The organism is Xanthobacter nonsaccharivorans, from assembly GCF_043194755.2.
Lineage (GTDB): Bacteria > Pseudomonadota > Alphaproteobacteria > Rhizobiales > Xanthobacteraceae > Xanthobacter > Xanthobacter autotrophicus_G.
In genome coordinates this window covers 2905662-2927855 of the sequence record NZ_CM195526.1, presented here as the reverse complement: position 1 = coordinate 2927855, position 22194 = coordinate 2905662, and the positions used below count along the sequence as shown (strand labels likewise).

Below are 22194 nucleotides of genomic sequence, written 5' to 3'. Positions count from 1 at the left end.
CCTCAGGCCATCTGCGCCAGCAGGCATTCCAGCGCCGCGCCCGGGGTGGCCCGGTGCCAGTCGGCCATCTGGTGGCGGAAGAAGGTGTCCTGCCGCTTGGCATAGCGGCGGGTGTCGCCTTGTCCCTCGGCGATGGCCTCGGCGAGGCTGATCTCGCCAGCAAGATGGCGGGTGAGGGCCGGGGCGCCGTGGGCCTTGAGCACCGTGCGGGCGGGATCGAGGCGCCGGGCGGCGAGCGCCCGGACCTCCTCCAGCGCGCCGGCCGCGATCATGTCCTCGAAGCGGGTGTCGATGCGCCGGCGCAGCAGCGCGCGGTCCACCTCCAGCACGAGGCGGGCGCAGGTGCCTGCCTCCAGCACGGGGCGCTGCGTGTCCTGCTGCCAGCGGGAGAGCGGCCGCCCCGTCGCCGCCACCACCTCCAGCGCGCGCAGGATGCGCTGGCGGTCGTTCACCTCCAGCCGCGCGGCGGTCTTGGGGTCGAGGGCGGCGAGGCGGGCGTGGAGGACAGCATTGCCGAGGCCCTCCGCCTCGCCCCGCACGGTGGCGCGCACCTCCGCTGGTATGGGCGGGATCTCGGCGAGCCCCTGCGTCAGCGCGCGGAAATAGAGACCGGTGCCGCCGACGAAGATGGGCACCAGCCCCTCGCGCCGGCATTCGGCAATGGCACGCGCGGCATCCGTGACCCAGCGGCCGACGGAATAATCCGTGTCCGCATCCACGTGGCCGTAGAGGCCGTGGGGCACGCGCCGGGCCTCCGCGACGGTCGGCCGCGCCGTCAGGACCCGAAGATCGCCATAGACCTGCATGGAATCTGCGTTGAGCACGACGCCTCCCACCCGCTCCGCAAGGGCGAGCGCGAGGGCCGACTTGCCGCTGGCGGTAGGACCTGCGATGAGCACCGCCGACGGTTTCTTTCCCTTTTCGGGTTCCGATACTTCCATGGCCTATGTCGCGACGCTGATTTCCAATCCATCTGCCCCGGCTTTGACGCGCGAGGCAATCCACGATGCCCGCGCGGTGCTTCCCGACGCACAGGAACCGGTGGTCCTGAGCCCGGATGTGGCCGTCGACATCCATTTCGCCCCGCCGCTGGGCGCCGACGCAAGGGCGCTGGCGGATGCGGTGCGCGGCGCGCTGCACGGCGCCCCCATCGACGTGGTGGTGCAGCTGGAGGCGGCCCGGCGCAAGCGCCTGTTCCTCGCCGACATGGACTCCACCATGATCGGCCAGGAGTGCATCGACGAACTGGCCGACCTGGTGGGCGTGAAGGCGCACGTGGCTGCCATCACCGAGCGCGCCATGCGCGGCGAGATCGCCTTCGAGCCGGCTTTGCGCGAGCGCGTGGCCTTGCTGCGCGGCCTGCCGGCCGGCGTGGTGGACGACGTTCTGCGCGAGCGCATCACCCTCACCCCCGGCGGGCTGGAGCTGGTGGGCACCATGAAGGCGAACGGCGCTTATACCGCGCTCGTTTCCGGCGGGTTCACTTTGTTCACGGGCGAGATCGCCGCCCGCGTCGGCTTCGACGAGCACCGGGCCAACACGCTGCTGGTGGACGAGGAACGCTTCGTCGGCGCTGTCGCCGAGCCGATCCTCGGCCGCGAGGCCAAGCTCGCTACCCTCGTGGAGCTGCGCGACCGGCTGCGTCTTGCCCCGTCCGAGACCTTGGCGGTGGGCGACGGCGCCAACGACCTCGCCATGCTGGCCGAGGCCGGCCTCGGCGTTGCCTTCCACGCCAAGCCCGCGGTGGCCGCCGCCGCTCATGCCCGCATCGACCATGGCGACCTGACCGCGCTGCTCTACATGCAGGGCTACAGCCAGGCGGAGTTTCACATCGCCTGAGCCCCGCGCGCGCCGGTTTCATTCACGCCGGGTTCACCCGGGCTTCCCCATGGTGCCTCCCGTTTTGAACTGGAGCACGCGGCGACCGGGCCGCCTCGCGACCTGGTCGGGTCACGCGTTCTCCTTCTGAGAGTTTGGGGCCGGTCCGGCTCCAGGGGAGACCGTGATGAAGCGCGCGCGTAGGAGCCGCGGGGGTGCCAGGCTGGCGCTCGTGCTGATGGTGGGCCTTGCGGCCGCCCCGGCCGCCGCGAAGGCGCCGGATCCGGAGCAGGTCGCGACGGTTCCGGGGCCGGCGGCGACGGCGCTGCCCGTCATTCCCGTGCCGGACCTGCCCGATGCCGAGCTGAAGGTGTGGGTGGCGAAGCTGAACGCTTATGTGAAGCTGCTGAACGCCACCCTGCGCGCAGAAGAATCCTGGAACCGCTACCTCTCCTGGGTGAACCTGAAGACCGGGCCCACCGGCAAGGAGCGGATTATCTACGGGCTTTATTCCGTGCCGCCCTCGCAGGCGAAGACCGCCATCGACCTCGTCCGCAAGGTGGCGGGCGAGCCGCCCTCCATCCCCGCCATCGACGCGGCGGCGCAATCCCTCGCGTCGAGCTTCGAGGCGCTGGTCCCGATCCTCAACGAGGCCGAGGCCTATTACGACCGCAAGGACTACAAGAGCGACCAGATGGCCGGCGGCAAGGCGCTCCATGCCCGCCTCCAGCCGGCGGCGGAAGCTTTCCTCGCTGCGCGTTTCAGGCTCGACCGGCTCTCGGAGCAGGTGAAGGACAATCTCGACCGGCAAGAGCTCGCCCGCATCGAGCGGACCGAGGGCAAGTCGGATGCCTGGCACGTCCGCCGCATCATGATGGCGGCCCGCAAGGCGGTGGACCTCCTGCCGCGCGATGCCCGTGCGCCCGGCGATCTCAAGGCGTTCGACGTGGCGGTGACCGATTATGCCGGCGTGGTGCGCGAGTTCGATGCCTACATCCTCGCCAATCCACCCACCGCCAGCGCCTTTTCGTCCCAGCCCCGCGACCTGCTCGGCAAGCTCCGGGACATCCAGGAAAAGTTCGAGGGCAGGCGCCGGCCCGACCCGTCCTTCTATTTCATGGACGTGAACGGGGCGGTGAGCAGCTACAACATGATGATCAACCTGTCCGGCATGGTGCGGCTGCGCTGAATGCAAAATGCCGCCGGGTGGTGGCCCGGCGGCTGTCGGAAAGCGGCTGTTGGAAAAGGGGGGCTGCGCCTGGTGCCCGGCCCCCGTCGCCAGTTTCAGTTCAGCGGCACGGCGATGTTGGTTTGGTTGCCCTCGCCGTCCGAGACCAGGAACAGCACCGAGCGCTTGCCCAGCTTGCGCAGGGCGTCGATCTGCTTCTCCACCTCGGCGGGGGTCGCCACCGGCTCCTGGTTCACCAGCACGATGACGAGGCCGGCCCGCAGGCCCTTGTCGGCGGCGGGGGAGGAGCGCTCCACGTCCGTCACCACTACGCCCGTGACATCGACCTTGATGCGGTAGCGCTTGCGCAGCTCGTCGCTCATGGCAGAGAGCTCGATGCCGAGGGCCTTCTTCGGGGCGGCCTTGGGGGTGTCGGCATTGCCCTTGCCGCTGTCCTTGCCGGCGGCTTCCGCCTTCGCGTCGTCGTCCGGGGCGCGGGCGATCCTCACCTTCAGGGCCTCTTCCTTGCCCTTGCGGAAGACAACCACGTCCACCTCGCTGTCGGCCATGGTGTCGGCGACGGAGCGGGTCAGGTCGCGCACTTCCTTGATGTCGCGGCCGTTGAAGCGAAGGATCACGTCGCCGGCCTTGATGCCCGACTTGGCGGCGGGCCCGTCCTCCTTCACCACGCCCACCAGCGCGCCGCGCGCCTTGCCGAGGCCGAGCGCCTCGGCGATGTCGTCGGAAACCTGCTGGATGCTCACGCCCAGCCAGCCGCGGCGCACCTCGCCATATTTCTCCAGCTGGGCGATCACCGGCTGGGCGGTGGCCGCCGGCACCGCGAAGCCGATGCCGATGGAGCCGCCGGTGGGGGAGATGATGGCGGTGTTGATGCCGATCACCTCGCCGTCCATGTTGAACAGCGGGCCCCCCGAATTGCCGCGGTTGATGGCGGCGTCGGTCTGGATGAAATTGTCGTAGGGGCCGGAGTTGATGTCGCGGTTGCGGGCCGAGACCACGCCCACCGTGAGGGTGCCGCCGAGGCCGAACGGATTGCCGATGGCCATCACCCAGTCACCCACGCGGAGCTTCTCGGATTCCCCGAACTTGACGGCGATCAGCGGCTTGTCCGGCTTCACCCGCAGCAGGGCAAGGTCCACCTTGGTGTCGCGGCCTACCAGCTCCGCCTTCAGCTTCGAGCCGTCGTTGAAGTTCACGTAGATCTCGTCCGCATCGGCGATCACGTGGTTGTTGGTGACGATGAGGCCGGCGGGGTCGATCACGAAGCCGGAGCCGAGGGAGGACACCCGCCGACCGCGCCGGTCCTGCTGCTCGCCGTCGCCGTCGTCCTTCTTGTTCTTGAAGAACTCGTCGAAGAAATCCTCGAACGGGGAGCCCGGCGGCAGTTGCGGGGTCGGCACGCCGCGGGAGGGGGCCACATTCTGCGAGGTGGAGATGTTCACCACTGCGTCCATCACCCGCTCGGCGACGTCCGCCACCGAATCCGGCCCCTTGCCGGAGGCCGCCGAAACCGGCGCCGGCGCGGCGAGGCCGCATGTCAGCGCGGCGGCGAGAACCAGGGCTGGAAACCTGAAGGCGAAGCTCCCGGACGGCTGGCGACGCGAAACGGGGCCAGACGGAAGGCGGGGTTCGGGCATGGCTCTCCTCGGGGCGAAAGGCATCCGGGCATTGGTGCTTGAGGCTGCGACGGCGTTGTGGCCGGCGCAAGGCCAAATCGGCGGGGCAGGGGCGCGACATGGCGGCGGCGCCCACGGCCGCGTGGCGATGGCGCAGGGGAAGGCGCGATGCCGGCGATGATCAAAGCTGAGTGAGCGCGGCTCGCGACGCGCACGCGGACGGTCATGCGGCCGGGGCAAACATCAGTGGGCTTGGACCCCGGCACGGATGGCGCGGAGACGCCCGGCCGTGGCGGGGTTGCCTGGCAGGGATGGAAGCGGCCGGGTCGGGCCTTCTCAGAAGGTGCGCACCAGGAACACTAGCAGCACCCCCAGCGCGCCGACGCCGAGGCCGGCGAGGCGCATGGGGGTCTCGGGGGCGTGGAGCACCGCCCGCATGGCCCGGCGCCAGGCGCCGGGGAAGGCGGCGAGGCACAGGCCCTCGATGGCCAGCATCAGGCCGAGCGCGGCAAACAGGTCTTTCATGCCGCACCCGGCCCCATGGCTCAGTTGTTGGCCGGTGCCGGCTGGGCGCCAGGGGCGGCGCTGCCGGCCGGGCGCGTGCCGGTGGGATCCTGGAAGTAGCGGAAGAAGCTGGAATCCGGGCTCATCACCAGGCGGGTGTCGGTGGACTTCAGGCTCGCCTCATAGGCCTGCATGGACCGGTAGAAGGTGAAGAAGTCCGGATCCCGGCCGAAGGCGTCCGCGAAAATGCGGTTGCGCTCGGCATCGCCTTCGCCGCGCAGCTGCTCGCCCTTGGAATTGGCCTCGGCGAGCACGATGGTGGCCTCGCGGTCGGCCCGGGCGCGCAGACGCTGGGAGGCCTCGTTGCCCTGGGCGCGGATCTCGGCGGCTTCCCTCTGGCGCTCCGTCTGCATGCGCTGGAACACGGCCTGGCTGTTGGCCTCCGGCAGGTCCGCGCGGCGGATGCGCACATCCACCACCGTGATGCCGAAGTTGGCCGCCTCGCGGTTCGCCTGCTCGCTGATCTGGCGCATGAGATTCTCGCGGGAATCACGCACCACCGCGATGAAGGCATTCTCGCCGAGCACCCGGCGCAGGGCCGAGTTCAGCACCGTGGACAGGCGGTTGTTGGCGCCCTGCACCGTGCCCACCGACTGGTAGAAACGCAGCGGATTGGTAATGCGGTAGCGCGCGAAAGCGTCCACCACGAGGCGCTTCTGGTCGGCGGCGATCACTTCCTGGGAGGGGTTCTCCAGGTCGAGGATGCGATTGTCGAGATAGACGACGCTGTCGATGAAGGGGACCTTCCAGTGCAGGCCCGGCGTGGTCACCGGGGCGAGCGGCTCGCCGAGCCGCAGCACCAGCGCCTGCTGGGTCTGGTAGACCATGAAGGCCGAGGAATAGACGAGCACGAGGGCAACCGCGCCGAGAACGGCGAGCACGCCTCCGAGAACGGGATTTCTCATCGCGTGGCTCCCTGGGTCGTGGCGGCGGGGACGGGGGTGCGGCGTAGGGGGTCCGTGAGCGGAAGCACGGGGACGATCCCCTGTGCGCCCTGCCCGGCGCGGGTGGCGGACTGGTCGACGATCACCTTGTCGACGCCGCCAAGCACGCGCTCCATGGTCTCGAGATACATGCGCTCCCGCGTGACCACCTTGGCCTTCTGGTATTCCTCGTAGATCTTCAGGAAGCGCGCCGCCTGGCCGCGGGCCTCCACCACCGTGCGCTCACGATAGGCCTGGGCCGCATTGTCGATGCGGGAAGCCTCGCCGCGCGCCTCGGGCAGGATGCGGTTGGCATAGGTCTGCGCCTCGTTCTGCGCACGCTCGGCATCGGCGCGGGCGGCCTGAACGTCACGGAAGGCGTCGATGACCTGGCCCGGAGGATCAACCTTCTGCAGCTGGACCTGGGTGATCTCCACGCCGGCCTTGTAACCGTTCAACACGTTCTGCATCAGTTCCTGGACGCCATTCTCGATATTCTGGCGCGCGCCGGTGAGAATCGGCTGGATGTTGGTGCGGCCGATCACCTCGCGCATGGCGCTCTCGGCCACCGCCTTGATGGTGCCCTCGGGATTCTGGACGTTAAACAGATACTGCTCGGCGTCCGATATCCGCCAGAAGACCGAGAAGTCCACGTCGACGATGTTCTCGTCGCCAGTCAGCATCAGGCTTTCCTCGGGAACGTCGCGCATCACCGAGGTGCCGCGCCGGGTGTCCTCGCCGACACGCATGCCGATGCTGATGGTGTTGATGTTCGTGACCTTCGGCAGCAGCACGGTCTCGATCGGGTAGGGCCAGTGGTAGTTGAGGCCAGGCTGGGTCTTGCCCACGAACTTGCCGAAGCGCAGCACCACGCCCTGCTCGTCCGGCTGCACGCGGTACCAGCCGGACATGAGCCAGCCGAACACGATGAGGCCGATGATGATGGCGATGCCCTTGGCTCCGAACGAGCCGGGCAGGAGGTTGCGCAGCTGGTCCTGGCTACGGCGGATGAGATCCTCGATATCCGGCGGTGTCGGTCCTGACGAAGACGGCCCCGAACCCCAGGGGCTCCGCGGCCCGTTACCCCACGGGCCGCCACTCTGATTCTTCCACGACATCCGTCGTCTCCCGTCGGCGGCGCCGGACATCGGCAGCCGCGCCTCTGCGAGCCTGAACCGGAACCGCGCGCAAACGCCGCGATTGGCGCCGGCCGAGGAGTCCCCGCGCACCCTGCCGAAGCGATTCCCTTCGGGCGGGTGGGTCCTCCGGTGCATTGAAGGAAGGCGGATGGGGCTTTTCCGTGGAGGCGCAGGACGCCGCCACCGAAAAACGCCCGCCGCATCCCCTCAAGGATGGAGGGCGCCGCCTCCGCCCCGCATGATGCAGAGCGATCGGCGCGAACTCTTGCGGACCCGTTCACGACCGTCAGCAGCGGCTGGAAATGCAACCAGCGCAGCGCACGGCCCTGCCGGGCCCGGCGGTTATAGGAAACCGCGCGCCGCCTTTCAACGCGGCGCGCGGCCTACCTTATCCGCAGATAGGGTGGAGTTGCGATTTACGCAACGGGAGGGCTGGCAACGCTGATACGCTCCGCCGCACCCTGCGCCCGCGCTGCCGTGGCGACGCCGCGGTAGTGATCGAGCACGAAGAGGCGGATGGCGGACGAGAGATTTCCCTGCGTCCGCGCGGAGTCGATGGTCGCCACGAGGTCAGAAAGTGTGAGCCTGCGGCCTCCCGCGATTTCCTTCAATGCCTCCCAGAAGGCATCTTCGAGGCTCACGCTGGTCTTGTGCCCGGCGATGACGATGGATCTTTTAACCACGGGGCTTTTCATGTTCATCCCTCTCGGTCAGGGCGTGACCCTCCAGGTGGCGCCTCTGACGTTCGAGCTCGTCGGCCTGTCGCTCGCGCTCGGCCTTGGTCCGTCCGAATCGGACACGGTTTTCCTCGGCCTTCACCTCTGCCGCCCGACGGGCTCGCGTCTTGCGCTCCCGATGAAGATTGACCACGTCGCCCAACAGCAACCTCACTAGCAGTCCGGCTTTCCTCCGCTCCGGACCACGCGTGATTTTTGTTTTTTCGGCCGGCGCGCCGCGTCAGGCCTTCTTCGCCCAAAGAGAATTTTACCTCTTAGAGCGTTCTGAAGATATGGCGAAATTTGGCAGAGGTAACATCCCCCGGCTACCGCCCTGGAATTATTTTAGCCAACGACGTCGTCTCCCCGGCAGGCCGGCAGCTGTGCTATGAGCCCGCCGCCCCGCGGCATCAGGGAACGAAGGAAAGGTGAAGCCGATGACCACCCGCACGGAGACCGACACATTCGGTCCGATCGAGGTTGAAAACGACCGCTACTGGGGCGCGCAGGCGCAGCGCTCCCTCGGGAATTTCAAGATCGGCTGGGAGAAGCAGCCGCTGCCGGTGGTTCGAGCCCTCGGTGTCGTCAAGCGTGCCGCAGCGGAAGTGAACCGCGATCTCGGCCGGCTGGATCCCAAGCTCGCCGAAACCATCGTTGCCGCCGCCCAGGAGGTGATCGAGGGGAAGCTCGACGCTCATTTCCCGCTGTCGGTCTGGCAGACTGGCTCCGGCACCCAGTCCAACATGAATGCCAATGAGGTGATCTCGAACCGGGCCATCGAGATGCTCGGCGGGGAGATGGGCTCCAAGAAGCCCGTGCACCCCAACGATCACGTCAACATGAGCCAGTCGTCCAACGACACCTATCCCACCGCCATGCACATTGCCTGCGCGGAGGAGATCGTGCAGCGCCTCATCCCCGCGCTGAAGCATCTGCAGGCCGCTCTCAAGGCCAAGTCCGAGGCCTGGGCCGACATCATCAAGATCGGCCGCACCCACACCCAGGATGCCACCCCGCTTACACTGGGCCAGGAATTCTCCGGCTACACCCAGCAGGTCGCCAATGGCATCGAGCGCATCGAGCTCACCCTGCCGGCTCTGATGCAGCTCGCCCAGGGCGGCACCGCGGTCGGCACCGGCCTCAACGCGCCGGAGGGCTTCGCCGAGAAGGTGGCGGAGAAGATCGCCGCCATCACCGGCCTGCCCTTCACGACCGCGCCCAACAAGTTCGAGGCGCTCGCCGCGCACGACGCCATGGTGTTCTCGCACAGCGCCATCAACACTGTGGCGGCCTCGCTGTTCAAGATCGCCAACGACATCCGCCTGCTCGGCTCCGGCCCGCGCTCGGGCCTCGGCGAGCTATCGCTGCCGGAGAACGAGCCCGGCTCGTCGATCATGCCGGGCAAGGTGAACCCCACCCAGTGCGAGGCGCTCACCCAGGTCTGCGTGCAGATCTTCGGCAACAACGCGGCGCTTACCTTTGCCGGCAGCCAGGGCCATTTCGAGCTCAACGTGTACAACCCGGTGATGGCCTACAACTTCCTCCAGTCCGTGCGGCTGATGGCGGACGCGGCCGTGAGCTTCACCGACAATTGCGTGGTGGGCATCGAGCCGCGCACGGACAACATCAAGGCGGCGCTGGAGCGCTCGCTGATGCTGGTCACCGCGCTCGCGCCGAAGATCGGCTACGACAACGCCGCCAAGATCGCCAAGACCGCGCACAAGAAGGGCACCACGCTTCGCGACGAGGCGGTCGGCGGTGGCTATGTGACGAACGAGGAGTTCGACGCTGTCGTCCGTCCCGAGAAGATGATTTCGCCGGGCTGATCCCCCGAGCGTACGCGTTTGGAGGGGCGGCGGCATTCCAAGGGGTGCCGCCGCTTCTGTTTTGGGGCAGTGTATGGCCGCTTCACCTGTTTTCGAGGAAGGGGAGGGGCGCCATGTCAGAGACGCGTGAAACGTCCGGCCAGGGCGAGACGCCCGATCTGCGCAAATATCCGATCGACGGCCTCCACCCGACTCAGCTCACGCTCGGCATGGCCGAGGTGAAGCGGCGGGCGAAGGCGATGGCGGGCCTCTCCCGCCCGGAGCTGAAGGCGCTTCTGAAGGAGAAGGCGGTGCCGCATGTGATCGGTCCGAAGAAGCGCGTCTACCTCGTGGACCACCACCATTTGTGCCGGGCGCTGCTGCGCATCGACCACGACTGGGTCTACCTGGGGCCGGTGAAGGCCGATTGGTCGGATCTCGACCTCGGCACCTTCTGGCACCGCATGGAGACGGACGGCTTCTGCTGGCCCATCGATGTGGACGGCAATCGCCGGCCCTGCGTGAAGATTCCGGACCACATCAGCGAATTGACCGACAACCCCTGGCGGACCCTGGCCCGCGGCGTGCGCGGCAAGGCCTATTCCAATGAGGACACGCCGTTCCAGGAGTTCATGTGGGGCAATTACTACCGCTCCTTCATGACCACGCGGTTCCTGGAGACGGACATCGAGCTTGCGGAGGCGCTGACAATCAAGCTGTCCCGCCTCGACGAGGCGCAGGATCTGCCGGGTTATCTGGGGCCTGGATGAGGGTTGCTACGGAACCTTTCTAGACCTGTGCCGTGTTATAAGCATGCCCGGCCGGCGTATGCGCCGTGACAGGGGAGGGGCTGATATGACCGCCACGATGACCGCGCGCCAGATGTTTTCCCGTTTTCGGGCGCCGCTGTTCGCCGTCCTTGCGGCGCTGACGCTCGCAGGCTGCGGAGTCAACGTCATTCCCACCGAGGAGGAGCGCGCCAAGGCGGCGTGGAGCGAGGTGCTGAACCAGTACCAGCGCCGCTCGGACCTCATTCCCAACCTTGTGGAGACGGTGAAGGGCTACGCTGTGCAGGAGAAGGAGGTGCTCACCTCCGTGGTGGAGGCGCGGGCCAAGGCGACCTCCATCCGGGTTGATGCCTCCACCGTCACCGATCCCGCCCAGTTCAAGCAGTTCCAGGATGCGCAGGCCGGCCTTTCGAGCGCGCTGGGTCGTCTCATCGCGGTGTCGGAGGCCTATCCGGACCTGAAGTCCAACCAGAACTTCCTGGCCCTCCAGTCGCAGATCGAGGGCACGGAGAATCGCATCGCCGTGGCGCGGCGCGACTACATCCAGGCCGTGCGTGCCTACAATACGGAACTGAAGACCTTCCCCGGCGCGCTGTGGGCGGCGACCCTCTACCGCAGCTACAAGCCCATGGAGACCTTCACCATCTCCGAGCAGCAGATGCAGGTGCCGAAGGTCAAGTTCAACTGAGCGGCGGCCGAGGAGCAGGCCGGTGACATTTCCCTTCCGGTCTCGCGCGATGCCTTCGCTGACACGAGGCATTGTGGCGCTGGCGCTCGCCGTTGCGTGCGCGCTGGCCGGGCTGGGCGCGGCGTGGGCGGAGCTCACCTTCCCGCCGCTCACCGGGCGTGTGGTGGACGCAGCGCATATCCTCGACGCCGCCACCATCGCGAGCCTCGACGCCAGGCTCGCGGCTCAGGAGGCCAAGGCCACCGACCAGGTGGTGGTGGCGACCGTCCCTTCGCTTCAGGGCACCTCGGTGGAGGATTATGCCAACCGCCTCTTCCGGGCCTGGCAGCTCGGCCAGGCGAAGAAGAACAACGGCGTCCTCCTGCTGGTCGCCCCTAACGAGCGCAAGGTTCGCATCGAGGTGGGCTACGGGCTGGAGGGCATCCTGACCGACGCGGTGTCCGCCACCATCATCCGCAACGCCGTCGTGCCCGCCTTCAAGGCCGGGGACACGGCCCGCGGCGTGGTGAAGGGGACCGACGCCATCCTCGAAATCCTCAATCTCGATCCCGAGGAGGCGCGTGCGCGGGCGAAGGCGCTGGAGGCATCCGGATGGAGCGAGGAGGATGTGGACAATCTCATCCTCTTCCTCGTGCTCGTGGTGTTCTGCGGCTTCCTCATCTGGCGCACGATCCGGGGCGGGGGGCCGGGCGGCCCCGGCATCCGGCGACGCCGGGACAGTGCCCTGGGCGGCTCCACCTCCTGGGACTGGAGCACCGGCTCCGGCGGCGGTTCGTCCAGTGGCGGCGGCTGGTCGGGTGGCGGCGGCTCGTCTGGCGGCGGCGGGGCTTCGGGCGATTGGTAATTAGGTATTACTATGCTGTAAGGAGATGGGGCGGCCGTGCTAAGGGATGCCGTCCGCCCCGCTCTGGCACAGGTGCCGGAAGCGGTCTGTCATCCCAGTCTATCCCTTTGGGTTTCCTGATCGAAATCCTATGCTTCGGGAGGCGCGCATGAACGTTGCCACGCACGGCTTGCCGATGGAGGATGCCAGCCGGTTCGGCCTGCCCCGGGCGGCGCTGCTGCGCATCGCCGACGCCATCGCCGCCGCCGAAGGAAAGACCTCCGCCGAGATCCGCGTCGTCGTCACGCGCGCGCCGCTTGTGCAGCATCCCTTCTTTTCCATCCTCTGGGCTGCGCTTGCGGCGCTGGTGCTGCCGTGGCTCGTGCTGTTCGCCGAGCCACTGCCGGCGCTGACGCTGCTGTCGCTGCAGGCGGCGCTGTTCGTTGTCATGGCGTCCGTCATGCTGCTGCCGAACATTGCTCCGCGGGTGATTCCCCGGCTGGCGCTGAAGTCCGCCGCGCGCAGCACGGCGGTGGAAATGTTCCTCGCCCATGGCATCCCGCAGACGAGCGGCCGCACCGGCATCCTGATCCTGGCGGCAGCCCGCGAGCGCATCGTCGAGGTGGTGGCCGACGAGGGGGTGCACACGCCCCTGGGGCATGGCGCCTGGCGCGACATCTGCGAGGCGGTGGCGGAGCGGGCCCGCCACGGCGACCTGGCAGAGGGGCTGGTGGCGGGCGTCGAGAAGGCCGGGGAGCTTCTCTCGGGTCCTCTCCCGCACCGGCCCGGCGACCGGGACGAACTCGCAAATCACGTGATTGTGCTGTGAAGGTCGTTCCCGCCGGCGGGGCACCGGCGGGCGCCGGACGCGGATCCGGCTCTAGACGAAGGGCCAAGAATTCCATGCGAATCGGGTCCGCGAGGCGCCTTTCCATCGGCCGCGGCGCAGCATAGATTGCCGGCCCGAGCCTTCGGGGCTCGACCTAAGGCAAAGGGCTTCCTCTCATGACCAAACCCGCCGTTCGCGTCGCTGTCACGGGCGCCGCCGGTCAGATTTGCTATTCTCTCCTTTTCCGCATCGCCAACGGCGATCTCTTCGGCAAGGACCAGCCGGTCATTCTCCAGCTGCTCGACCTGCCCCAGGCCCAGGGCGCCGTGAAGGGCGTCGTGATGGAGATCGAGGACTGCGCGTTCCCGAACTTCGCCGGCGTGGTCATCACCGATGATCCCAAGGTTGCCTTCAAGGACATCGACGCCGCCATCCTGGTGGGTGCCCGCCCCCGTTCCAAGGGCATGGAGCGCGCCGACCTGCTCTCCGCCAACGCCGAGATCTTCAAGGTCCAGGGCAAGGCGCTGAACGACGTGGCCAAGCGCGACGTGAAGGTGCTGGTGGTCGGCAACCCGGCCAACACCAACGCCTACATCACCGCCAAGAGCGCCCCGGACCTGCCGGCGGGGAACATCACCGCCATGCTGCGCCTCGACCACAACCGCGCGCTGTCGCAGTTCGCGGCGAAGGCCGGTGTCGCGTCCAAGGACATCGAGAAGGTGGCGGTGTGGGGCAACCACTCCCCGACCATGTATGCCGACTACCGCTTCGCCACCGTGAACGGCAAGCCGTTGCCGGAGCTCATCAACGACGAGACCTGGTACCGCGAGACGCTGCTGCCGACCGTGGGCAAGCGCGGCGCCGCCATCATCGAGGCGCGCGGCCTCTCCTCGGCCGCTTCGGCGGCCAACGCCGCCATCGACCACATGCACGACTGGATCCACGGAACCGCCGGCAAGTGGGTGTCCATGGGCGTCGCCTCCGACGGCTCCTATGGCGTCCCGGAAGGCATCGTGTTCGGCATGCCCGCCGTGTGCACCGCCGGCACGTATGAGGTGGTGCAGGGTCTGCCCATGGACGACTTCTCCAAGTCCATGTTCGACAAGACCCTCAAGGAACTGCTGGAAGAGCGCGACGGCGTCGCTGCCCTTCTCGGCTGAGTTGGGGCCAGCCCCTTCCGCGCGACAGCGGAAGGGGCTGCGCAACAGGCCCGACCGGAGGGCGAGGCGTGATGCGAAGATCGGGATTTTCGCTGCTTCTTTTCGTGCTGCTGGCAACCTCGGCATCGGGTGCCGAGCCATCGGCGGAGGTCGCGGTCGCGCGCTGCCTGACTGCCGCAGAGAAGGATGGCACCGATCCTCACCGCTGCACCTTCATCTATGCGGATGCCTGCGTGGACCGGGCCGAGGATCCGAGCACCGTCGGCCAGGTCGCCTGCTACGAGCGCGAGGCGGCGGTCTGGGACGCGAAGCTGAACGAGCTCTACCGTAAGCTCATGGCGGGCATGTCCGCCGAGAAGACGACGAGGCTGAGAGAATCGGAGCGATCCTGGATCGAGGCGCGCAAGCAGACCTGCTCCTTCTATTCGGTATTTTACGAAGGTGGCACCATGGCTCTGCCGATGGCTGCGGCCTGCAATACCCGGCAGACCAGCGAGAGGGTCTTGTTCCTCAAGGGCTTCGCGGACGAGGTGGGGCAGGACCCACACTGAGTGCGGTATCAAGATCTTGTTTGGGCGCGTCGAAATCGCTCATTTTTCATTCACGATCCCGCACGAAGGCTTGACGCAGAGCGACTCTAAAGCTAGAAGCGCACCACTTTCGCGGCAGGCGGTCGGCGTCTGAGCGATCGGAAAGTTGTCTCCAACGCCAACAGGGCAGCGGAGCAGTCCGATCCCAAGAGCCGAAACGCTGCCAGGAACAGCACTGCGATAACTTCAGGTGCATGATCGCGGCGCCATCCCGCTTTGGGAATTGAGCGCAGTGATCCTCTGTCGCGAGAAAGGCGTGTCTGCCCCCGGCTGCGGGCGGCGGACAGCGCCTTTCGTGTTCGTTGGTGCGAGTGGAATTCAGGGCCCTTCGGGGCCAGTCGTGGCGGTCCCGCAAGGATCGTTGAACCAAGGATGCGGTCAAGGCCGCAGATCAGGACGAGGCGAAGGCGTACATGCCGACGATCAACCAGCTGATCCGTAAGCCGCGCGAAGCGCAGAAGGCGCGGGACAAGGCGCCGGCGCTGCAGGCGAGCCCCCAGAAGCGCGGCGTTTGCACGCGTGTCTACACCACGACCCCGAAGAAGCCGAACTCGGCTCTGCGTAAGGTTGCCAAGGTGCGGCTCACCAACAGCTACGAAGTGATCGGCTATATCCCCGGCGAGGGTCATAACCTTCAGGAGCACTCCGTGGTGATGATCCGCGGCGGCCGCGTGAAGGACCTTCCGGGCGTGCGTTACCACATCCTGCGCGGTGTGCTCGACACTCAGGGCGTCAAGAACCGCAAGCAGCGCCGTTCGAAGTACGGCGCGAAGCGTCCGAAGTGATCCGGCTGAAGTGAGGAACTGAACGATGTCCCGTCGTCACAAGGCCGAGCGCCGCGAAGTCATCCCGGACGCGAAGTATGGGTCCACCACCCTGTCGCGCTTCATGAATTCCGTCATGCGCGACGGCAAGAAGTCGGTGGCCGAAAACATCGTGTACGGCGCCCTTGACGTGGTCGAGGGCAAGGCCAAGCACGACCCGGTCGAGGTGTTCATCCAGGCTCTGGAGAACGTCGCTCCGGCGGTGGAAGTTCGCTCCCGCCGCGTCGGTGGCGCGACCTACCAGGTGCCGGTGGAAGTGCGGAACGAGCGTCGCCAGACCCTCGCCATCCGCTGGCTCATCGCTTCCGCCCGGGCCCGCAACGAGAAGACCATGGTGGAGCGTCTCTCCGCCGAGCTGCTCGACGCGGCCAACAATCGCGGCGCTGCCGTGAAAAAGCGCGAAGACACGCACCGTATGGCTGAGGCCAACCGGGCGTTCTCGCATTATCGCTGGTGATCGGAGAGGACGACTTCCATGCCCCGTACTCACGCGATCGAGGACTACCGCAACTTCGGCATCATGGCGCACATCGATGCCGGCAAGACCACGACCACGGAGCGGATCCTCTATTACACCGGCAAGAGCCACAAGATTGGTGAAGTCCACGATGGCGCTGCCACCATGGACTGGATGACCCAGGAGCAGGAGCGCGGCATCACCATCACGTCGGCCGCGACGACCGCGATCTGGGCCGGCAAGCGCCTGAACATCATCGACACCCCCGGGCACGTGGACTTCACCATCGAGGTGGAGCGCTCGCTGCGCGTGCTGGACGGCGCCGTGTGCGTGCTGGACGGCAACCAGGGCGTCGAGCCGCAGACCGAGACGGTGTGGCGCCAGGCGGACAAGTACAACGTGCCGCGCATCGTGTTCGTCAACAAGATGGACAAGATCGGCGCCGACTTCTACCGCTGCGTCGAGATGATCATCGACCGCGTGGCCGGCAACCCCGTGTGCTGCCAGCTGCCGATCGGCTCCGAGAACAATTTCAAGGGTGTCATCGACCTCGTCCGCATGAAGGCGGTCGTGTGGGAGGATGAGGCCCTCGGCGCCAAGTATCACGACGAGGAGATCCCTGCGGATCTCGCCGACAAGGCTGCCGAATACCGCAACAAGCTGGTGGAAGCCGCCGTCGAGCTCGACGACGATGCCATGACCGCTTACCTCGACGGCGTCGAGCCGGATGTGGCGACCCTTAAGTCGCTGATCCGCAAGGCGGTGATCGGGCGCAAGTTCAATCCCGTGTTCTGCGGCTCGGCCTTCAAGAACAAGGGTGTTCAGCCCCTGCTCGACGCGGTGGTGGACTATCTGCCGTCGCCTATCGATCGCGGCGCCATCAAGGGCATCGATTTCAAGACCGAGGAAGAGACGGTCCGTCTTCCGTCGGACGAAGAGCCCACCTCGGTGCTCGCGTTCAAGATCATGGACGATCCCTTCGTTGGCACCATCACCTTCTGCCGCGTCTACGCCGGCAAGATGGAAACCGGCATGGGCCTGCTCAACTCCACCCGCGACAAGCGTGAGCGCGTCGGGCGGATGCTGCTGATGCATGCCAACAACCGGGAAGACATCAAGGAGGCCTATGCGGGCGACATCGTCGCTCTCGCCGGCCTCAAGGACGTGCGCACCGGCGATACCCTCTGCGATCCGGCCAAGGCCGTGATCCTGGAGAAGATGGAATTCCCGGAGCCGGTCATCGAGATCGCCATCGAGCCCAAGTCCAAGGCCGATCAGGAGAAGCTGGGCATCGCCCTCTCCAAGCTCGCCGCCGAGGATCCGTCCTTCCGCGTGTCCACCGACTTCGAGAGCGGTCAGACCATCCTCAAGGGGATGGGCGAACTGCACCTCGACATCAAGGTCGACATCCTGAAGCGGACCTACAAGGTGGACGCCAACATCGGCGCCCCTCAGGTTGCCTATCGTGAGACCCTCACGAAGAAGACCGAGGTGGACTACACCCACAAGAAGCAGACCGGTGGTACCGGCCAGTTCGCGCGGGTGAAGTTCACGGTGGAGCCGAACGAGGCGGGCAAGGGCTTCGCCTTCGAGAGCGCCATCGTCGGCGGCGCGGTGCCGAAGGAGTACATCCCGGGCGTCCAGAAGGGCCTTGAGAGCGTGCTCGGCGCCGGCGTGCTGGCGGGCTTCCCGGTGGTGGACGTGAAGGTGACGCTCACCGACGGCGCCTTCCACGAGGTGGACTCTTCGGCGCTGGCGTTCGAGATCGCGTCCCGCGCGGCGTTCCGTGAGGCTCTGCAGAAGGGCTCCTCGGTCCTGCTCGAGCCCATCATGAAGGTCGAGGTGGTGACGCCGGAGGATTACACCGGCTCCGTCATCGGCGATCTCAACTCCCGCCGTGGCCAGATCCAGGGCCAGGACATGCGCGGCAACGCCAACGTCATCAATGCGATGGTGCCGCTCGCGAACATGTTCGGCTACGTGAACACCCTGCGCTCCTTCAGCCAGGGCCGGGCCACCTTCACCATGCAGTTCGACCACTACGAACAGGTGCCGTCGAACGTCGCTCAGGAGGTCCAGGCCAAGTACGCCTGACGGCGTCGGCCTGAACCTTACTTTCACCCTTAGGGATCACGCCAGAGAGACCCAACGGAGAGTCCCATGGCCAAAGAGAAGTTCAACCGCTCGAAGCCGCACTGCAACATCGGCACGATCGGTCACGTGGACCACGGCAAGACGTCGCTGACGGCAGCGATCACGAAGATTCTTGCGGAGACGGGCGGCGCGACGTTCACCGCGTACGACCAGATCGACAAGGCGCCTGAGGAGAAGGCGCGCGGCATCACGATCTCGACCGCTCACGTGGAGTACGAGACCTCGAACCGCCACTACGCGCACGTGGACTGCCCCGGGCACGCCGACTATGTGAAGAACATGATCACCGGTGCGGCGCAGATGGACGGCGCGATCCTGGTGGTGTCGGCGGCGGACGGCCCGATGCCGCAGACCCGCGAGCACATCCTGCTGGCCCGCCAGGTGGGCGTTCCGGCGCTGGTGGTGTTCCTGAACAAGTGCGACATGGTCGACGATCCCGAGCTTCTTGAGCTCGTGGAGATGGAAGTGCGCGAGCTTCTGTCGAAGTACGACTTCCCCGGGGACGACATCCCGATCATCCGCGGCTCGGCGCTGGTGGCGCTCGAGAACGGCGATCCGGAGCTGGGCAAGAACGCGGTGCTGAAGCTGATGGAGGCGGTCGACGCCTACATCCCGCAGCCCGAGCGTCCGGTTGACCTGCCGTTCCTGATGCCGATCGAGGACGTGTTCTCGATCTCCGGCCGCGGCACGGTGGTGACCGGTCGCGTGGAGCGCGGCATCATCAAGGTGGGCGAGGAAGTTGAGATCGTCGGCATCCGCCCGACGGTGAAGACCACGGTGACCGGCGTCGAGATGTTCCGCAAGCTGCTGGACCAGGGCCAGGCGGGCGACAACGTGGGCATCCTGCTGCGCGGCACGAAGCGCGAGGACGTGGAGCGTGGCCAGGTGGTGTGCAAGCCGGGTTCGGTGAAGCCGCACACCAAGTTCAAGGCCGAGGCCTACATCCTGACGAAGGAAGAGGGCGGCCGCCACACGCCGTTCTTCACCAACTACCGCCCGCAGTTCTACTTCCGCACGACGGACGTGACCGGCGTGTGCACGCTGCCCGAAGGCACCGAGATGGTGATGCCGGGTGACAACGTGTCCATGGACGTGGCGCTGATCGTGCCGATCGCCATGGAAGAGAAGCTGCGCTTCGCCATCCGCGAAGGCGGCCGCACCGTCGGCGCCGGCGTCGTCGCCTCCATCATCGAGTGATTTAGACAAGAAGAAACGGGGACGCGCCGCGCAAGGCGCGCGCGTCCTTCATTCCCCGGAGCCTTTGAGCCATGAACGGCCAGAACATTCGAATTCGCCTCAAGGCGTTCGATCACCGCATCCTCGATGCGTCGACGCGCGAGATCGTCGCCACGGCCAAGCGCACGGGTGCGCAGGTACGCGGCCCGATTCCGCTGCCGACGCGGATTGAAAAGTTCACCGTCAATCGCTCTCCGCACATCGACAAGAAGTCGCGCGAGCAGTTCGAGATGCGCACGCACAAGCGGTTGCTCGATATCGTCGATCCGACTCCCCAGACGGTGGACGCGCTGATGAAGCTCGACCTCGCCGCTGGCGTTGACGTCGAAATCAAGCTCTGACGTGGTGCGAGGAGACACGACCATGCGGTCAGGCGTCATCGCCCAGAAGGTCGGCATGACCCGCATCTTTACCGATGCTGGCGAGCACGTGCCGGTCACTGTGCTGAAGGTTGAGAGCTGCCAGGTGGTTGCCCACCGTACGCTCGACAAGAACGGCTATGTTGCGGTCCAGCTTGGTGCTGGCCGGCGCAAGCCCAAGAACGTGACCCGCGCCGAGCGCGGCCACTTCGCGATCGCTCAGGTGGAGCCGAAGCGGAAGATGGCCGAGTTCCGCGTGCCGGAAGAGGCGCTGATCCCCGTCGGCGCCGAGATCACGGCGGACCACTTCGTCGTGGGCCAGTACGTGGACGTGACCGGCACCACCATCGGCAAGGGTTTCGCCGGCGGCATGAAGCGCCACAACTTCGGTGGTCTTCGCGCCTCGCACGGCGTGTCCATCTCGCATCGTTCGATTGGTTCGACCGGCGGTCGTCAGGACCCCGGCAAGACCTTCAAGAACAAGAAGATGCCTGGCCACATGGGCGATGTCACCGTCACCACGCAGAACCTGAAGGTGGTGATGACCGACGTGGAGCGCGGCCTGATCGCGGTCGAGGGCGCCGTCCCCGGCCATGCGGGTGGCTGGATCACCGTGCGCGACGCGGTGAAGAAGCGGCTCCCCGCCGAGGCCCCCAAGCCCGGCGCGTTCAAGCTCGCCAACGGTGCGGACGCCGCTCCCGCGGTTGAAGCCAGCAACGAGGAGGGCGCGTGATGGAACTCACCGTCAAGACGCTCGACGGCTCTGAAGCCGGCTCCGTGACCCTGTCGGACGAGATCTTCGGTCTCGAGCCGCGCGCGGACATCCTGCACCGCTGCGTCACCTGGCAGCTGTCCCGCCGCCAGGCCGGCACGCATCGCACCAAGGGCCGTTCGGAGATCAACCGCACGTCCAAGAAGATGTACAAGCAGAAGGGCACCGGTAACGCCCGCCACGGTGCGGCGTCTGCGCCGCAGTTCCGCGGCGGCGGTCGCGCCTTCGGCCCGGTGGTGCGTTCGCACGCCATCGATCTGCCGAAGAAGGTGCGCGCCCTGGCCCTGAAGCATGCGCTGTCGTCCAAGGCGAAGGCCGCCCAGATCGTCGTGCTCGACAACGTGTCGCTCGCCGATCCCAAGACCAAGGCGCTCAAGGAGCGTCTCGCCAATCTCGGCATCTCGTCCGTTCTCTTCGTGGACGGCGCCCAGGTGGAGCAGAACATCGCGCTCGCGGCGCGCAACCTGCCCTACGTGGACGTGCTGCCCATCCAGGGCATCAACGTCTATGACATTCTGCGCCGCGACACCCTGGTCCTGACCAAGGCCGCCGTGGACGCGCTGGAGGCGCGCTTCAAATGAGCACGCGCAACATCGAACCGCGTCATTACGACGTGATCGTCTCACCCGTCATCACCGAGAAGGCGACGACGGCGAGCGAGCAGAACAAGGTCGTCTTCAACGTCGCGAAGACTGCCACGAAGCCTGCCATCAAGGAGGCCGTGGAAAAGCTCTTCGACGTGAAGGTCAAGAGCGTGAACACGCTGGTCCGCAAGGGCAAGGTGAAGATCTTCCGCGGCCGGAAGGGCGTCCAGAGCGACGTCAAGAAGGCTGTCGTGACCCTCGAAGAGGGCCAGAAGATCGACATCACCACGGGCCTCTGAGAGCTGAGGGGAACGGGATAAGACCATGGCGCTGAAGCATTTCAAGCCGGTCACGCCGAGCCTTCGCCAGCTCGTGATCGTGGACCGCTCCGGCCTCTACAAGGGCAAGCCGGTGAAGACCCTGACCGAGGGCAAGAGCTCCTCGGGCGGGCGTAACAACAACGGTCGCGTGACCGTTCGTTTCCGTGGTGGCGGTCACAAGCAGAGCTACCGCCTGGTCGACTTCAAGCGCCTCAAGCGCGGCGTGTCGGCGACGGTCGAGCGGCTCGAGTATGACCCGAACCGCACCTCGTTCATCGCCCTCCTGAAGTATGAGGATGGCGAGCTTGCCTACATCCTGGCGCCGCAGCGCCTGGCGGTGGGCGACAAGGTGATCGCCGGCGAGCAGGTGGACGTGAAGCCCGGCAACGCCGGTCCGCTGTCGTCCCTGCCGGTGGGCACCATCGTCCACAACGTCGAGCTCAAGATCGGCAAGGGTGGCCAGATCGCCCGCTCCGCCGGGACCTATGCGCAGATCGTCGGCCGCGACCAGGGCTACGTGATCCTGCGCCTCAACTCCGGAGAGCAGCGGCTCGTGCACGGCGGCTGCTATGCCACCGTGGGCGCGGTGTCCAACCCCGACCACATGAACATCTCGCTCGGCAAGGCCGGGCGCAGCCGGTGGCTCGGGCAGCGTCCGCATAACCGCGGCGTCACCATGAACCCGGTGGACCACCCGCACGGCGGCGGCGAAGGCCGCACCTCGGGCGGCCGCAATCCGGTCACCCCCTGGGGCTTCCCCACCAAGGGCAAGAAGACCCGCAACAACAAGGCGACGGACAAGTTCATCGTGTCCAGCCGCCACAAGCGCAAGAAGTGAGG

25 protein-coding genes are annotated in these 22194 nt (G+C 66.8%); 18 read left to right on the top strand and 7 right to left on the bottom strand.

The features are described 5' to 3' along the window. Positions 1 to 2: 2 nt before the first annotated feature. A complete protein-coding gene (gene miaA, locus V5F59_RS13465; protein WP_393978171.1) occupies positions 3 to 941 on the bottom strand; it encodes a tRNA (adenosine(37)-N6)-dimethylallyltransferase MiaA in 939 nt (312 codons plus the stop codon). Between miaA and serB the strand changes: the two genes are divergently transcribed. Beyond that, positions 940 to 1839, top strand: coding sequence for a phosphoserine phosphatase SerB (gene serB / locus V5F59_RS13460; protein ID WP_393978169.1), 900 nt, complete (start codon positions 940 to 942; stop codon positions 1837 to 1839). The two genes, miaA and serB, sit on opposite strands and share 2 nt — an antisense overlap. Positions 1840 to 2005: 166 nt before the next feature. After that, positions 2006 to 3007 carry a YiiG family protein gene (locus tag V5F59_RS13455; RefSeq protein WP_393978167.1) on the top strand — a complete coding sequence of 334 codons (1002 nt, stop codon included), beginning with the start codon at positions 2006 to 2008 and terminating at the stop codon, positions 3005 to 3007. 95 nt (positions 3008 to 3102) lie between these two features. On the opposite strand, the gene V5F59_RS13450 is transcribed toward V5F59_RS13455, so the two are convergent. From V5F59_RS13450 to V5F59_RS13425, 6 genes are all read right to left on the bottom strand, one after another. After that, positions 3103 to 4644: a Do family serine endopeptidase gene (locus V5F59_RS13450; protein ID WP_393978165.1), complete on the bottom strand. Its 1542-nt coding sequence runs from the start codon at positions 4642 to 4644 to the stop codon at positions 3103 to 3105. A 315-nt stretch (positions 4645 to 4959) separates the two neighbouring features. After that, positions 4960 to 5148, bottom strand: coding sequence for a DUF2065 domain-containing protein (locus tag V5F59_RS13445; RefSeq protein ID WP_393978163.1), 189 nt, complete (start codon positions 5146 to 5148; stop codon positions 4960 to 4962). Positions 5149 to 5168: 20 nt separating this feature from the next. Then, positions 5169 to 6092, bottom strand: coding sequence for a protease modulator HflC (gene hflC, locus V5F59_RS13440; RefSeq protein ID WP_393978161.1), 924 nt, complete (start codon positions 6090 to 6092; stop codon positions 5169 to 5171). Next, positions 6089 to 7228 (bottom strand): FtsH protease activity modulator HflK, encoded by a 1140-nt coding sequence (gene hflK, locus V5F59_RS13435; protein WP_393978159.1) that lies wholly within the window; start codon positions 7226 to 7228, stop codon positions 6089 to 6091. The genes hflC and hflK overlap by 4 nt, the downstream gene beginning before the upstream one ends. Positions 7229 to 7665: 437 nt before the next feature. After that, the gene (locus V5F59_RS13430) at positions 7666 to 7944 is read right to left on the bottom strand and encodes a ribbon-helix-helix domain-containing protein (RefSeq protein WP_393978157.1); all 279 of its coding nucleotides are present in this window, start codon (positions 7942 to 7944) and stop codon (positions 7666 to 7668) included. Next, entirely contained in the window at positions 7925 to 8068 is a 144-nt protein-coding gene (locus V5F59_RS13425; RefSeq protein ID WP_393978612.1) for a DUF4169 family protein, read from the bottom strand. Before V5F59_RS13425 ends, V5F59_RS13430 begins: the two co-directional genes overlap by 20 nt. A 334-nt stretch (positions 8069 to 8402) precedes the next feature. On the opposite strand from V5F59_RS13425, the gene fumC reads away from it, so the two are divergent. The 16 genes from fumC to rplB all read left to right on the top strand — a co-directional run bounded on the left by fumC (position 8403) and on the right by rplB (position 22192). Then, entirely contained in the window at positions 8403 to 9791 is a 1389-nt protein-coding gene (gene fumC / locus V5F59_RS13420; RefSeq protein ID WP_393978155.1) for a class II fumarate hydratase, read from the top strand. A 113-nt stretch (positions 9792 to 9904) separates the two neighbouring features. Continuing rightward, entirely contained in the window at positions 9905 to 10540 is a 636-nt protein-coding gene (locus V5F59_RS13415; protein WP_393978153.1) for a ParB-like protein, read from the top strand. A gap of 85 nt (positions 10541 to 10625) precedes the next feature. After that, positions 10626 to 11246 carry a LemA family protein gene (locus V5F59_RS13410; RefSeq protein ID WP_393978151.1) on the top strand — a complete coding sequence of 207 codons (621 nt, stop codon included), beginning with the start codon at positions 10626 to 10628 and terminating at the stop codon, positions 11244 to 11246. A 49-nt stretch (positions 11247 to 11295) separates the two neighbouring features. Further along, the gene (locus V5F59_RS13405) at positions 11296 to 12090 is read left to right on the top strand and encodes a TPM domain-containing protein (protein ID WP_393978610.1); all 795 of its coding nucleotides are present in this window, start codon (positions 11296 to 11298) and stop codon (positions 12088 to 12090) included. Positions 12091 to 12238: 148 nt separating this feature from the next. Next, a complete protein-coding gene (locus V5F59_RS13400; RefSeq protein ID WP_393978149.1) occupies positions 12239 to 12898 on the top strand; it encodes a TPM domain-containing protein in 660 nt (219 codons plus the stop codon). Positions 12899 to 13074: 176 nt separating this feature from the next. Beyond that, entirely contained in the window at positions 13075 to 14058 is a 984-nt protein-coding gene (locus V5F59_RS13395; protein ID WP_393978147.1) for a malate dehydrogenase, read from the top strand. A 71-nt stretch (positions 14059 to 14129) separates the two neighbouring features. Further along, positions 14130 to 14609: a lysozyme inhibitor LprI family protein gene (locus V5F59_RS13390; protein WP_393978608.1), complete on the top strand. Its 480-nt coding sequence runs from the start codon at positions 14130 to 14132 to the stop codon at positions 14607 to 14609. Between the two features lie 452 nt (positions 14610 to 15061). Continuing rightward, on the top strand, positions 15062 to 15433 hold the full coding sequence (gene rpsL, locus V5F59_RS13385; RefSeq protein ID WP_012113697.1) for a 30S ribosomal protein S12: 372 nt from the start codon (positions 15062 to 15064) through the stop codon (positions 15431 to 15433). A 25-nt stretch (positions 15434 to 15458) separates the two neighbouring features. Beyond that, the gene (gene rpsG, locus V5F59_RS13380; RefSeq protein ID WP_203191858.1) at positions 15459 to 15929 is read left to right on the top strand and encodes a 30S ribosomal protein S7; all 471 of its coding nucleotides are present in this window, start codon (positions 15459 to 15461) and stop codon (positions 15927 to 15929) included. 18 nt (positions 15930 to 15947) lie between these two features. Next, on the top strand, positions 15948 to 18023 hold the full coding sequence (gene fusA / locus V5F59_RS13375; RefSeq protein ID WP_393978144.1) for an elongation factor G: 2076 nt from the start codon (positions 15948 to 15950) through the stop codon (positions 18021 to 18023). A gap of 66 nt (positions 18024 to 18089) precedes the next feature. Beyond that, positions 18090 to 19280 (top strand): elongation factor Tu, encoded by a 1191-nt coding sequence (gene tuf / locus V5F59_RS13370; protein ID WP_393978142.1) that lies wholly within the window; start codon positions 18090 to 18092, stop codon positions 19278 to 19280. Positions 19281 to 19351: 71 nt separating this feature from the next. Further along, entirely contained in the window at positions 19352 to 19660 is a 309-nt protein-coding gene (gene rpsJ / locus V5F59_RS13365) for a 30S ribosomal protein S10 (RefSeq protein WP_012113701.1), read from the top strand. 22 nt (positions 19661 to 19682) lie between these two features. Continuing rightward, positions 19683 to 20411 carry a 50S ribosomal protein L3 gene (gene rplC, locus V5F59_RS13360; protein ID WP_393978140.1) on the top strand — a complete coding sequence of 243 codons (729 nt, stop codon included), beginning with the start codon at positions 19683 to 19685 and terminating at the stop codon, positions 20409 to 20411. Further along, positions 20411 to 21031 carry a 50S ribosomal protein L4 gene (gene rplD, locus V5F59_RS13355; RefSeq protein ID WP_393978138.1) on the top strand — a complete coding sequence of 207 codons (621 nt, stop codon included), beginning with the start codon at positions 20411 to 20413 and terminating at the stop codon, positions 21029 to 21031. Before rplC ends, rplD begins: the two co-directional genes overlap by 1 nt. Continuing rightward, positions 21028 to 21333, top strand: a complete 306-nt coding sequence (locus V5F59_RS13350) for a 50S ribosomal protein L23 (protein WP_393978136.1) — start codon at positions 21028 to 21030, stop codon at positions 21331 to 21333. Before rplD ends, V5F59_RS13350 begins: the two co-directional genes overlap by 4 nt. A gap of 25 nt (positions 21334 to 21358) precedes the next feature. Continuing rightward, positions 21359 to 22192, top strand: coding sequence for a 50S ribosomal protein L2 (gene rplB, locus V5F59_RS13345; protein ID WP_393978134.1), 834 nt, complete (start codon positions 21359 to 21361; stop codon positions 22190 to 22192). The last annotated feature ends 2 nt before the right edge of the window (positions 22193 to 22194 follow it).